Origin of the sequence: Oceanobacillus sp. HCA-5259 (assembly GCF_037892815.1) — a bacterium.
GTDB lineage: Bacteria > Bacillota > Bacilli > Bacillales > Amphibacillaceae > Oceanobacillus > Oceanobacillus indicireducens.
Genome location: NZ_JBBKBV010000013.1, coordinates 1 through 15121, shown reverse-complemented (window position 1 = coordinate 15121; position 15121 = coordinate 1). Strand labels below are relative to the sequence as shown.

8 protein-coding genes are annotated in these 15121 nt (G+C 36.0%); 3 read left to right on the top strand and 5 right to left on the bottom strand.

Annotated elements, in window-relative coordinates:
- Nucleotides 1–889: 889 nt before the first annotated feature.
- From WKU33_RS09320 to WKU33_RS09310, 3 genes are all read right to left on the bottom strand, one after another.
- Complete coding sequence (locus WKU33_RS09320) at nt 890–2446, bottom strand: BCCT family transporter (protein ID WP_340454246.1); 1557 nt, start codon at nt 2444–2446, stop codon at nt 890–892.
- 84 nt (nt 2447–2530) lie between these two features.
- Nucleotides 2531–4138: an amidohydrolase gene (locus tag WKU33_RS09315; protein WP_340454244.1), complete on the bottom strand. Its 1608-nt coding sequence runs from the start codon at nt 4136–4138 to the stop codon at nt 2531–2533.
- 96 nt (nt 4139–4234) lie between these two features.
- On the bottom strand, nt 4235–5881 hold the full coding sequence (locus WKU33_RS09310) for an amidohydrolase (RefSeq protein ID WP_340454242.1): 1647 nt from the start codon (nt 5879–5881) through the stop codon (nt 4235–4237).
- Nucleotides 5882–6123: 242 nt separating this feature from the next.
- Between WKU33_RS09310 and WKU33_RS09305 the strand changes: the two genes are divergently transcribed.
- The 3 genes from WKU33_RS09305 to WKU33_RS09295 all read left to right on the top strand — a co-directional run bounded on the left by WKU33_RS09305 (nt 6124) and on the right by WKU33_RS09295 (nt 12374).
- Entirely contained in the window at nt 6124–7512 is a 1389-nt protein-coding gene (locus WKU33_RS09305) for a sigma-54 interaction domain-containing protein (RefSeq protein ID WP_340454240.1), read from the top strand.
- Between the two features lie 656 nt (nt 7513–8168).
- Entirely contained in the window at nt 8169–10274 is a 2106-nt protein-coding gene (locus WKU33_RS09300) for an AAA family ATPase (RefSeq protein WP_340454238.1), read from the top strand.
- Between the two features lie 15 nt (nt 10275–10289).
- Nucleotides 10290–12374: a UvrD-helicase domain-containing protein gene (locus WKU33_RS09295; RefSeq protein WP_340454237.1), complete on the top strand. Its 2085-nt coding sequence runs from the start codon at nt 10290–10292 to the stop codon at nt 12372–12374.
- A gap of 272 nt (nt 12375–12646) precedes the next feature.
- On the opposite strand, the gene WKU33_RS09290 is transcribed toward WKU33_RS09295, so the two are convergent.
- Nucleotides 12647–13390: an ATP-binding protein gene (locus WKU33_RS09290; RefSeq protein ID WP_336253689.1), complete on the bottom strand. Its 744-nt coding sequence runs from the start codon at nt 13388–13390 to the stop codon at nt 12647–12649.
- A complete protein-coding gene (gene istA, locus WKU33_RS09285) occupies nt 13387–14946 on the bottom strand; it encodes an IS21 family transposase (RefSeq protein ID WP_340454234.1) in 1560 nt (519 codons plus the stop codon). Before istA ends, WKU33_RS09290 begins: the two co-directional genes overlap by 4 nt.
- Between the last annotated feature and the right edge of the window lie 175 nt (nt 14947–15121).

The window sequence follows — 15121 nt, the reverse complement described above, 5'->3', positions numbered from 1 at the left end:
ACACATGAAAATTGCTATGGATTTAAACAAGGACATTCTATTCTAAAAATGTTAGGAAGGATTATGTATGTAAGATCTATGAAGCAAAAGAAGGTGATAAGAAGCTGGAATCATATAATAATGTACATTGGCCATTTTATGACTAAAAAAGCCAATATGGTATCGGGTGACTCCATTTTCGATTAAAACATCAAATGTTAAAAATAGTTATTAAGCAAGTTGTTTATAGCAAACACAACTAAAAATAGTAGATAGTGGCACTGCCTTTTATGCATTTAGCAATTAATGATATCTTACAGGAGTCAACTCTAGATAGAACCTCCTTTGTGGCAATTTCACCTCACTCTTTGCTAGCGTGAAATCACTTCGAAGCGGGTTAAGGCATTATATCTTCTTTACTTTACGTATGAATATCTTTTATCCGCCAACAACTTAATATGCTGATTCGCAGATAAAAATTTCTTTTTTCATCATAGTTAGATACCAAAACAAGCTCACTGGAATAACTGTTTTTTTGATCCTATGATCTTGTTTCTATTTCATTTATTTACCTAATTGCGGCTTCCCCAATACTCTCCTTACCTTACACCGGTCCGAAGTAAATGCAGCGATTGTTTTTGATTATAGTTTTTAAACGGTCTAGGTCAATAAATTCATTCGGTGCATGCCTTTAAATATAATAACAACAGCATTGAAGGTGTAAGTAAACTCGAAGGAGTCCAAGGGAGGAACTGCCATAAGATGACAGTTATCGGAGAGGCTGATTGTGCAGGGCAAGCTTTCGAAACGTAACAAAGTTTCAATAATTTTCATCTCCTTTTCTCGTCTATTCAACAAGGAAAGGAGATGAAAGTTTTTTTCCAAACAAAAAAGTAACATGCATCCTGGTTTAAGAACTCTTCTTCTTTATCTCCGCCTTATTTTCTTCACTATTATACGCCACCTCTTCTTTGCTTACGTGATCGACAACCATCGTCTCCCTCCGCAATGATTTAAAGAAAGATATCGTCATTGCTAGTATTACAATTGAAAATGGAAGCCCTGCGGCGGCTGAGACAGTTTGGAGTGGTGTTAATCCTCCCGTTAAATGTAATGCAATTGCTACACCTGCAATGACCATTGCCCATAAAATTTTACTTCTATTTGACGGATTCGTACTTTCTTCGCTGTACATACCTAATACATAAACAGTTGAGTCGGCTGAGGTAACGAAGAAAATAATTAACGAAATAAAAGTCATGAGAATGAGTATTGGTGATGCAGGAAATAACTCTAGAAAATAAAACAAGGCTGTATCCATATTTTCTAAAATTCGATTGGAAAGTTCTGTGTTTCCAAGGTTAATAATGTTGTAGAGGGCGGTTCCACCAAATGTCCCATACCAAATCATGGTGGCAATTGTTGGAACAATCATCGCTCCAAGGATAAATTCCCTAATTGTTCTTCCCTTGGATATACGAGCGAAAAATAGTCCTACAAATACACCAAAGCTAATAGCCCAACCCCAATAGAAGAAATCCCAGCCAGCTTGCCAGCTGTAATCATTAAGAAATGGTTCTAGATGAAAACTCATGTCTATAAAATTATTTAAGTAATTACCGGTTGATGTAAATAGTATTTCCAAAACCTTGACGGTCGGACCAAAGGAAAAAACCGCTGCTAAAATTATTAAGGCGATTATAATATTAATATTAGACAACCACTTAATCCCCCGCTCTATACCGCTACTTGCGGAAGCAGTAAAGATAATTGTTAGAATAACAATTAAGATAATATTATTTACTGTGTTATTTGCAATACCATATTGATATTCAAAACCTGCTCCCATTTGGTTTACGCCAAGTCCTAGTGAAGTTGAAATGCCGCTAATTACTGCAAAGATTGCTAAAATATTAATGAATTTTCCAATTGCACCGAATGCCCGCTTCCCTAATAAAGGTTGTAAGGTATGATTGATCAATGGTGGTGTGTTTTTCCGATATTGAAAATAGGCCATAATTAACCCAATAATCGCATAGGTTCCCCAGCTATGAACCCCCCAGTGAAAGAACGTATATTGCATCGCAACTTCCGCAGATTCCTTTGTTCCACCATCACCATATGGTGGTTCCAAGTACATTAATACCGGCTCAGCAACACCCCAGAAGAAAAGACTAATAGCTAGCCCACAACTGTATAGCATGGCAATCCAAGTAAATGTATTGAACTGGGGACGGTCTGTATCTTTACCTAAACGAATATTCCCGTATTTGGAAAAAGCTACGAATAAACAAGTAACAACAAAGAACAGAGCAACAAACATATAAAACCAACCAAAATACTCCCCGATAAAAGTAAATAAAATATACGAAGCAACATCACCAAGTTTTTCTGGTGCAACAATACCAAAACCTACAAATAAAGCAGTAAATGCAAGCGACGCAATAACAACAAAATTTTTCCGCATCCCCATTCCCCTTTAGATTTTATAGATAAGAAACTCCAAGAAAGGATTACACCGACTACTATTTTAGTAGGCTTTCCCTTCCCCTTACTTGTCCCCTTCCGCTGGTATGATCCACTGATCCTTTCCACGAGCAGTTGTTACATATTCTGGCCAACGGTAGTGAATAGGAGGTTCATAGTCACACAGCGGCTCTTGCCATTCATTACCCTTCATGCCGCCACCCGTTCTTTCGTTAAATTCATCCTGTGCTTGTTTTAATACTTCCGGTTTCGTTAATAAATCAATAATCGTCATTCCAATTGTTTTGGATGCGCTCTCGATCATTGGATCGATACATTCTCGAATTCCACCCAACGCATTCATCACCCATGCTGGATAAGCATATCCCGGCTTTGGTGACTTTAGTGCCGGTCTACCAATATACAGTCGTACTGTTGGAGTATGCCAGCAATATTCCGTATAATCGTCCGAAGTGAAATGACGTTGGATATCTGGAATTGTTTCCCGAAGCTTCTTTTCCGCTTCCTCCGGTGGAATGAGATTTTCAACCTCATCTAAATATGGTTCCTCCATTGGTTCCAATCCAAGGTTTTCTTGAATTTCCTGCGCCACCTTAATCGCATCCCTTTCAAACTTCGGAGGACCAGCAATTTCCAAGTTCTCATATGTGACTGTTGCCATTGTATGGTTTTCAAGGCCTGCTCTAGATTTGGTTATCCATTCTTTCTTCCAGTTACAATGTGCAGATTTAGCGGCACTTTCCGCATTTTGATCAAGGACTTTAACTACATCTTCCGCCATTTTAATGTCTGGAACCCGAATGAAATAGTAGATTTGCGCCATTTGACCAGGAATATTATCTGCAGTTGCTTGTCCGGCATTTAATATCGTCTCATTCACACTCCACCCCAAGTTGTGAGGTAGCATGTGTTCCCTAGACATCTTGGATAATGTATACATCTGTACAACTGCATCCGTCGCCCCCGGTGCACGAACTGATGCATGAGATGCCGGGATTGGCGAATCATCTCCAGAAGACAGCCACGTTTCCGGTTCATCACATGTAAACGTGTACATAACGGAGTAAGCAACTGCACAATGTGTATTCCATCGTGTCGTGTTACATAATGGCAACATATAAAATGGATGGAAACTAATTGCTGCATCAAGGTCATCATAATATCCTTTCGCGGCATGAATTGGCTTCGAGCCTCTTACTTTTTCTGCAGGCTCTCCAAAGAATTTTAGTTTTCCTTTAATATCGAATTTCTCCATGACCGCTTTTGCAGCTAGAAATCCTCCAAAGGACCCGATACCCAATGCAGAATGAGGATCCGTGTGTCCGCCTGCGTATTTACTCAAACCATTTCTTGGACGTTCAACCGTATCTGCTGCTTGGCAATTTCCTGGTACCGCATCATATTCAGCATACCCGGCAATAACAGGCCCATCGCCATTCTGCCATGTCGCGCAAAAAGCAGTAGGCATACCTCCACTTGCTTCTTCTACAGTAAACCCTTCTTTCTGCAACTGATTGATATACCACTTGGAGGATTTATATTCTCTCCAAGCCGTTTCCCCATAATTCCATATCTTTTGATTCCAATCAGAAAATTTAGATTGGTTTTTATCTACCCAATCCATGATCATTTGTTTTTCGTCTGTAATCAACTTCTCTCCTAACGTTGTCATAGTAACCACCTTTTCACCATTTTAATATAAGTACCTGCAGGGCTCTATCACTAAATATCCTTTTTCCAAAGAAGGGTAAATTACCTTTCTAACTCTCTATTTACCCATTAACAGGGTTGCTTCTTTTTCAAATACTTTCTTTCCAGCAATCCAAGTTTCAGTAACAGCAATGTCCTTTATCTCTTCCACCGGCACATCGTAAGGATTCTTTGATAGAACAGCAAAGTCCGCTAGCTTTCCTTTTGCAATGGAACCAATCAGGTCCTCTTTATTTACCGCTTTTGCCGCCTCAATCGTGTATCCACGCAATGCTTCTGTAAGAGTGATTTGGTGCTCCTCCCCGACAAGGTTCCCCTGTAAGGTCTTCCGAGTTACGGCCGCATAGATGGCAAGGATAGGATTCGGTGGAGATACTGGTGCATCGGATGATAATACAATTGGAATACCCTTTTCTTTGAACCACCCGTATGGCGAATAATTCTGTCCTAGTTCCCCAACTTGACGAATAACTCCTTCCCCATATTGGTACACATGCTGTGGTTGCGGTACCGGCCAAATTCCGAGTTCCTTTATAGCATCCATTTGGGAAGGAGCCGGCAATCCGCAGTGCTCAATGCGATGTCGACGGTCAAAAGATTCATTTGCTAGGGCTTCCCTTACCCCACCAATTACAAGCTGAATAGCACTATCCCCCTGAGCATGTGTCAACGTTTGAAATCCTTGCTTGTGCGCTTTGATGAACATTTCTTTGAAAGCTTCGGGTTCATGATATAAGTATCCTTTCTTTCTCGCATTATCAGCGTAGTTCGTCGAAAGATAAGCGGTACCAGAATTTAAAGAACCATCTGCGTAAAACTTAATTGACCCAATTGATAACTGTTTATCGCCAAATCCGGAACGGAATCCAAGATGAATGAGCTCATCTAAATAAGTAGATAAAAAGGACATAACGACACGCATTTTTAAATTTCCATTCTTTTTAGCTACATCAAATGATTCCATTTCTTGCTTTGTTACCTGTGGATCATTAATCGTTGTAATTCCAGCTGTCACACACTGTTCTTGCCCGACTTGGATAAGAGTTTGTAAGTTTTCCGGTGTATCTGGCATGTGTATATTCGGCCCATGATTTCCAACAAGTACACCTGATTTTTCAGCAAAAAAATCATTAGCACTATCAAAGAGTTGTCCATTCGGTTTTCCATTATTGTCTCTTCCAATCACGCCTGCTATCGGATCTTTTGTATGTTCATCAATCTCCAACATATCAAGGAAATAATGGTTTACGACGTTCGCGTGCCCACTTGCATGCATAATTTGAACTGGATATTCGGTACTGACTCGATCAAGGTCATCCGCGGTAGGATAACGTTTTTCCTTCAAGTTTCTTTGGTCAAAGCCGAATCCCCGAATAATCGCTCCATCACGTAATCGGTCTGTATGAATCGATAGTTCCCGAACTAAATCATTGATACTTTTTACCTTTGGATAACTTATATCAATCCATGTATGACACATCCCTAACATCATTAAGTGTAAATGCGGATCAATAAAACCTGGTAATAAACATTGACCGTTTAAATTTATTTCTTGAATTTCACTCCCTTCAAGAGCAAGCCGACATTCTTCAACAGTACCGGCACAAACAACTTGATCTCCTTTTACCGAAATAGCTTCTACCTGCTCCGTTTCTTCCATCGTTAAAATGCTTCCACCAAAAATTAGAATTGATTGTTCTTTCACAGATACTCCTCCTTGTTGTTTAGCTATGCCTCATATAACTTATATGCAAAAACTATGCCAAGACAGCGTATCCCTTACTTATAACCTTTTTAGAAATTGACTTGTACCAGTTATACATTTCTGTATAACCCCTCTTTTTGATTAACCCTATCAAATTGAGCTTTTTTATTTCTATACAAAAGTGAATAATCTATACAGAGTTAAATAACATTTGCTAAGATAGACTAAAGGGGGAATTTTTAATGAATTTGGATAAATATTGGGACTGGGAGGAAATCGTGGATAGTATCAATACAGATGTCATTGTAGCAGACTCCAAAGGAAACATTGTATATTCGAATTCTTCCGTCGAGCTTTGGTTAAATATTAAGAAAAACGATATCATTGGGCTTTCCGTTATGCAGCTGGAAAAAGAGAGAGTGTTCTACCCATCGGTTGTGAAGCGCGTACTGGAAACAGGCGAAAAACAAACACTCATTCAAGAAACCAGAAGTGGTAAAAAACTGCTTGTTACAGGAAATATTGTTTATAATGACAAGAACAACATCAAATATGTTGTAACCTATGCTCAGGACGTCACCGAATTAGAAAAAATGAAGTTGTATGTAAAAATGATAGAAGGTGAAATGGAAACCATTAAAAGCGAACTAAAGGAGTTACAAAGCAAGCAGTCAGCGGCTCCCCATATTATCGCGAAAAGCGAACCAATGAAACATGTCGTTAGTTTAATTAATCGTGTTGCACGTTCCAACACATCCGTTCTTTTAACTGGGGAGTCAGGAGTTGGGAAGACGTTACTAGCTGAATACTTACATAACCAAAGCGGGCGAAAGGGCAAGTTTGTCACGATTAATTGCAGCAGTATCCCTGAGTCCCTGCTTGAATCGGAATTATTCGGTTATGATGCTGGTGCATTTACCGGGGCTAATCCAAAAGGAAAAAAAGGACTGGTCGAAGAGGCGAAAGGCGGTACCTTATTTTTAGACGAGATTGGCGAGTTGCCGATAAATCTCCAAGCAAAACTACTCACTTTTACGCAATCGAAAGAGTTTATCCGTGTTGGTGAAACGACGCCTATATCGTTAGACTTCAGACTTGTCACTGCTACCAATGTCAATTTAAAAGAAAGGATTGAAGATGGGAAATTCCGAGAAGATCTCTATTTCCGCCTTTCCGTCATCCATATTCCGATTCCTTCTTTACGAGAGAGACGAGAAGATTTATTGTCCCTAATTATCGAGTTAACACAAAAATTTAATCAACGACATCAACAAGAAAAGGTATTGGATCATGCAGTTATTGATCACCTCCTTCATTACGAATGGCCAGGGAATGTCCGTGAATTAGCAAATTTAATGGAGAGATTGGTTTTAACCGTTGAGGACAATCTTATACAGCAAGAGCATATACCAAAAGAGTTTATCTCCAATTATCGAAAAGAAAACAGCTTCAGATTCCAGGTATTAGAGGAAAAAACCTTGCCGGAGATGATGCAAGAGTTGGAAACTCAGATATTGCAAAAAGTTTTCGCACGCTGCAAAAGTACAACTGAAATGGCACGCCAATTAGGAGTCAGTCAACCTACCGTTGTTCGAAAGCTTCAAAAATACGGTATAAAAAAGACTACATAGGTATTGCACCCCAAAAGTTAGAGTTAAAAATCTAATTTCTGGGGTATATTTATATGGCGAAGTATAGTGAAAAAAATTAAAAATGGTAATGAATATATATTTCGAAGGCAGTCTAAGATAGCGGTTATTAGCTAAAGAATACGGAATCCTTGCTGAATATCAAGTTAAAAAATGCGTTCGTTTTTGTTTGTGCGATGTAAACTATTTTGCGCTCACATTTTTTCTTACTTTTAATCATAATCAAATAGCCCCAAGCAACCTTCGCAAGCCGGTTTATCTTATTTAGCCTTATGCCACTAGTTTGCTATTTTATAACCACCCAAAATAAAACTAAGTAACGTAGAGAAAACAAAAGATAACGGGAATGGTTCAAAAAAGAAAGGATTTTCGAGTAAACCTTCTTAAGAATCACGATATTTAAAGGTATTGACGACATACGACTTAATTTGGAGATTTACAGCTAGCTATCTAAATAACCTTCTCTGTTAGAGTTAGATATCGTAAAGAACTTTAGCTTAAAGTTTAATTTGAATGGTGACTATTAATCAAAGGTTGTCAGACAACCTAGAAAAAAGTCAGTTTTTTTATAAAAACATGTTACAATACAATCAGGGCAATTGTCCTATGCAAAATAATATCAAAAAAGGGGGATTTATATGTACTTAAAAAGTCTTACAATCAATAATTTCCGCAAGTTTGGAACAACAGAAAACACAATAGAGTTTGTCGACGGTACTAGTCACCGGAAAGAACTAGAAGAAAACGAAATTAATGTAGCTCCAACAACCACTTTAATAGTTGGAAAAAATAACACTGGAAAAACAACCATTGTTCAAGCTTTAGAAAAAATAATAAAAGAAAACAATTTCGATGTTAATGATTTTAATTTCGTCTATCTTAAAAAGCTTTTAGTTAGCTATGAAGAAACTTTTTCTAGAACATACGAGTTAGAAAACATAGAGATACCATATTTAAAATTTATAATTAAGATAGGCTTCGAGGATAATCATACAACAGATTTGCTAGGCAACCTTGCACCATTTTTAATTATTGATAACGTTACCAAAGAGAATGAAGTTGAAATAACGATTAAAGTTGAAATTAAAGAAACCGAATTATTTCGCCAGGAATTAATAAAACTTTTACAAAAAGAAAATGATGAAAAAGAAAATAATCAAAAGAAATTTACATCTTTTATAAAAGTATTGGGGGAAACTGACTTTGAAGTTAACTATTATAGGCAAAACGGTGATCTAGTTAAATATAATTTGAAAAACCTAATTGACATAACAGCAGTTAAGGCAAACATTGTTGATTCAGATATTTCACTGACTAAGGCCTTTAATAAAATTATTAAATACCGCTATAAATCACTTTTAGACGACAAAGAAAAAGAAGACTTTGAAAAATTGCTAGATGACACCAATACTCAATTCACAAATAACATTAGAAAACATCACACAAAGTCCATCATCGAATCTCTATCTAAAATTGAGTCAAGAGAAAAATTAAGCTTCTCTCTGACCGCTGATTTAACTTTAGAAAGTGTAATGAATAATCTAATAAAATATGAATATGTTGAGGGAAATATACATATCCCAGAAAATCAATTTGGTTTAGGATATACTAACCTGATGATGATTATTGCAGAATTAGTAGATTATATGGAAAGATATCCAGATAAATCTTTTAATAGTATGGTCAATATCATCTCAATAGAGGAACCTGAAACTTATATGCACCCACAGATGCAGGAGCTATTTATTAAAAACATCAATGAGGCTATCAAATCCTTATTAGAAGGTAAAGAGAAGAATATAAATAGTCAACTCATCATTACAACTCACTCGTCACATATTCTTAACAGTAAAATACATAGCGGTAATACATTTAACAATATTAATTATTTAACTACAAAAGGCCATTATACACAAGTAATAAAGCTTAATGATGACAATGTAATTAATGGAAAAAACGACAAAGATGAGGTCAAGAAAGCTTCTAAGGAAGACACCAAAGAGGACAATACAAGACTTGAAGAACTAAATTTCCTGAAGAAGCACATCAAATACAAGGTATCTGAGTTATTTTTTGCTGATGCCATCATTTTTGTCGAAGGTATTACAGAAGAAACTCTCATCAAATATTTTATAGATAACGATGAAGGGTTAAATAAATATTATATTACCATTTTTAACATAGATGGTTCCCACGGGCTTGTCTATCATGATTTAATAAAATTATTACAAGTACCTACACTAATCATTACTGACATAGATATTAAACGTGAGAAAGATGAGAAAAAAGAATTTAAGCAAATACAAGAACTAACGGGTAGAGTAACGACAAATAAAACAATAGAAAAGTATAATGAATCCAACTCTCTAGATAGCATTGAACCATTCTTTGAAACAGAAAATATATATATTGCATTTCAGAGCGAAAAAATAGAAAAGTATTATGCAACCAGTTTTGAAGAGGCCTTGATTTTAACAAACTATGATAACCCTCTTATGAACAGTGTATTAAAAAAAGTCAGGAAACAGATCTATAATAACATTACAGCAACGGAAACAGGTGTTGATTATAACAAGGTTAAAAATTCTTCCTATTATTTTCAAAAAAAATTAGATAAAGCTAAAAGCAATTTTGCTAATACTATTCTAAGTGAGTTAATTATCAGTGAGGAAATTGACAATTTTAAATTACCTATTTATATAACAAAAGGTCTTGAGTGGCTGACTAAAGAGCTTACTAAGTGAGGAGGAAGTATAATAATGTTCACTGAAATATCTACAGCTAAACAGCAAGAAGAGGAAAAGATCCAGACTGATATAAACTTGGGTATTGATTTATCGGAAAGTTTAGTATTTCAATCGGGTGCAGGAGCTGGAAAAACTTATGCATTGGTTGAAAGCTTAAAATACATTATTAATAAATATGGTAAGTCCCTTTCTAAACATAGTCAAAAGATATTGTGTATTACTTATACGAATGTTGCAGCCAATGAAATGAGAGAAAGACTGGGGGCTTCACATCTTGTAAAAATATCTACTATACATGAAAGAATTTGGGATCTAATAAAGGATTATAAATCACAATTGGTTGATATACACAAAGAAAAACTAATTGATGAGATTTCTACTTTAGAAAAAAAGATAAATGAAGATGATAAATTTAGAGCGTATAGAGAAATGACCGAGGAAGAAAAAGAACTATTTAAGGGCATCATGCTAGAGCAAAAAGATAATTTCTATAAGGTCTATTCCGCTAAAGCCAGAGAAGTAGATAAGGTATTTAAACCTATACTAATCAATATTCCAGATATACTCAATAACAAAAGTAAATTCAGACAAACGGTTAGCGCTATCTATAAGATTACTGATTATAAAACTTGTCTAGACATGATTGAAAGAAAACAAAAAGGATTTCAACAAGTTATTTATAATTCAATGTATAACAGGGACAGACTCCATAGAATGCAAATTAGTCACGATACATTACTTGAATATGGATTAACCCTTATCCAAAAATATGATTTAGTAAAACAAATCGTCATTGACCAATATCCATATATTCTAATAGATGAATATCAAGACACAAGTAGGAACGTAATAGAAATGATGCGTTCTTTAAATGAATATGCAAATGCGATTAATCGTAAACTTTTCATAGGATATTTCGGAGACCCAGTACAAAGCATATATGAGTATGGTGTAGGTAAAAATTTGGAAGAAATCCATTCAAACCTAAACTCAGTGGTCAAAGTATTTAATCGAAGATCTTGTAAAGAAATTATAGATGTGACCAACAAAATTAGAATGGATGATATAATTCAGGAATCTATATACGAAGATTCCATAGGGGGTAGTGTGCAGTTTTATAATGGGGAACGTGACGATGTTAACGAATTTATTAACAAGTATCTTGAAGAGTGGGATTGCAGTGAAGATAATCCATTAGATTGTTTTTTTCTAACACATAAAACTGCTGCAAACTATAGTGGATTTGGCGATGTTTATGAACAATTTAGTCAAACAAAAAAATACAAAATGAACTATAATCAACTAACAACTGAAATGTTGAGCAATGACCTCACTAAATTAGGTGAAATCCCTAGGGTCTTCTACAATATTATACGGTTTATAAAAAACATTAGGTCAGGGGATACCCCTATAGTTCAAATTTACGATGATATGGAATTTTATAAAGAGATGACGTTTGATGAATTAAAATTTGTTATAAATTTATTAAAACAAATAAAGGGCATTACCTTAAATGATTATATCCAGTCAATCATAAAAGTGTATAAAGAAAATGAAAACGCAAAGTTACGAAAGATTATAGATGATACATTCGGTATGGAAAAAATAACATACGAATCGTTTCATAACTATTTGCTTGTAAAGTTATTTCCCGATATAAAAGATGATAGTTACAAGGAGGCTGAAGAATCAATATCTAAATTATTAGCCATTGATATAAGTAGCTATGAAAATTGGTATCAATATATCCAAAAAGACATTGGTAAAAGAAAAGATAAGGTAAATTATCACACGTATCACAGCACTAAAGGCTTAGAGTTTAATAATGTTCTTATAATAATGGAAAAAAAGTTTGGTATACAACAGAATTTCTTTAACTTTTACTTTGAACACTACGATAATATTGAAGACCTGGGGAAGAACGAATTAATAGAATTTGAGCAAGCAAAAAATTTATTATATGTTGCTTGCTCAAGGGCTATCAAGAATTTGAGGATACTTTATTTAGATGATATAACTGAAATAGAGAGTAATATAACACAGATATTTGGAGGGGCTCTTAAATTTGGTGGGCTCACAAAACGTGTGTACTCTTGAATATTAGTAAGTTTAAAATAGTCCATAGCTACCTTAGATGTGGACTATTGTTATGATTTATTTAGATTTATTAGGAACACGACATTCCACGGGAATGGTCGTAACCATGGAAGGAATTGATCTAACTTTTCATATCTTGATTATTTCACGCAAATAAGTCCATGAATACATGAAGTTGGGTCTTCTGATTCTCAACATGAGTCCACCAATATTCAATTGGAGTCCAGATAGGAAAAGACCACAAAAAAGTGGTCTTTGTTAGATTCATAGATTTATAAATTATTTTTAGCCAGATGTTCACGCATGTTGACATTGCCCGTTTCAAACCATACGGCATTGTGTACAATACGGTCCATCATTGCGTCAGCGTGAACGCCTCCACCAAGACGGGTATGCCAATCCTTCTTGCCGAACTGTGTACAGAAAATGGTTGAACCAGAATCATAACGGCGTTCTATCAGTTCAAATAAGAAGTGGACCTCTTCTTCGGAAAAGCTATCTAATAACCACTCATCTAAAATAAGAAGACCGTAGTTGGCATATTTATTAAGTAATTTAGTAACTCCTTTTGGGACAAGAGTTGCTTCATCTCTTTCGATTAATAAGTCAGGAACTCTAATGTAACGTGTGCGCACGCCTTGCTTACATGCTTCTCTGCCTAAAGCACATGCACAAAATGTCTTACCTGAACCGGTAAATCCTGCAAAAATCACATTTACATTTCTGTGAATGAACTGACAAGTACTTAACTCTTGAATGACGTGCCGATCTATCTTTCTTTGGTCGTAGTAAATGCTTGTGATATCTGCGCTTGGGATACGGAATTTTGCTCGTTTAATAAGACCCTGCACTTTGTTATTATATTTTTCTTGATAAACAAAATCCACAATACGCTGGAAGCGTTGCTCAAAAGTCATGGAAACTGTGATGGAATCCTGGTTTTGTTGTTCGATCATTTGTATCATTTCTGGTAAGTTCATTTCACGTAATTTGCGTTTTGTTTCATCATTCATCATTGTTCGTCTCCTCCATAATACGATGCACCTCTCACGTAACCGTATGATGCTTGATCATGTTTATTTTTTGTAGTATCTTTCTGTTGATTTAATACACCAGACGAAAGAATCGTATTTAGTTGTTTATAGCGCGGTGAATATACTTTTGTAAGTGCGAGTTTACATGCTGATTCTACCGATTCTTTTGCGTGCTTTTTCGTCAAATTTAAAATAGATAATGCTGACCGATAACCTTGTTCTTTTATTTTGACACTATCAAATACTCGTTTAATTACTTCATGCATAGAGGGGCCAATAGATTCTGCCCATTGAATTAAGCGAACATCATCCCATTCTGGACGATGAAATTGATCAGGTAGATGTTCCGGCTGCGTTGACCATTGGTACTTCTGGTAGTCATTCATTTTCTTGTGTGTCGCAATACGTTGATCCTGATGATAGACTTCTAATGTATTTTTCGTGACTTTTAAATTCACTGACTTTTTTACATATTGATAAGGGCAAGAATAATAGTTATTCTTATATTGGATATGGCAGTCTAAGTTTACCTTTCGTCCATATACCCAATCTGCGATTTCATAAGGGACACTTGGTAACTTTCTTAAAGAGGGTGCTTCCTCTTTTTCAAACACTTCCATTCGACTGCCTGTCCTTTTTTGAAATGGTCGATCATTATAATCATATAGCTTGATATCAATCGCTTGTTTCAAGTCATTGAGTGAAAAGAATTGCTGGTTTCTCAATGAAGCAATAATCGCTGTCGCAATCTTTCCTACGGCACTTTCTACCGATGCTTTTCCTTTCGGTTTACGTACTGGTGCTGGCATGATTGCGGTCATATAATGATCTCCTAATGCTTCATATTGGCTATTTAGAATAATATCCCCTTCTTTGGGGTGGTGGATAACACCAGTCTTTAAATTATCACAAACCAAACGAACGGCAGATCCTCCAAAGAAACGAAACATGTTGACATGACACTGAAGCCATGTATCACTTTTTTGATCGAATGTTGGTTCAACATACGTATATTGACTGTAAGGTAAAGAACCGACAAATAAATAGATGGTAATGATTTCTCCAGTCACACGATCTGTGATTTGCATAGTCGAGCCACTCCAATCCACCTCTGCGGTTACACCAGGCTTATGTTTTAAGTGGTTTGTCAGCTTGAATTGTAAAATATAATCTTGATACCCTTTACAAAATTTGGTGTAGCCCATTGATACCGCACCAGATTGGTCACAAGTATCTTTGTATTCCTGCCAAAGTAATTTTAAGGTAACACCTACACGCTTCAATTCGCGGTGTATGGCATTGTAATCTGGCATTTCATAAAGTAATTCTGACTGATGCCTTTCAGGAAACAGCCGACGGTACACCTCCTCATCTGATAATTTTTTAATGTCTTCATACGCTAAATGTAATTCATCTGCACGGTGGAACACGTCACTGACAGAGCTCTTCCCTATATTCTTTGTTTTGGCGATCATGTTGCGAGACAGTCCCATTGCCCGGTATTCGAGAATTAACTTAGCTGGAATTTTTCTGGCCATAAAAAGGTCTCCTTTCGGATATTGTTTGAAAGCGAATGCTCCCAAAATTAAATATACCGAAAGAAGGACAAGAAGTGGACCTGAACCGTGAAAAAGTGGACTTGATGTGTGTATTTATTTTAAAGTGAAGTGGACTCGATCGAATGAATTAGTGGACTCAGCATGGATATTGGTG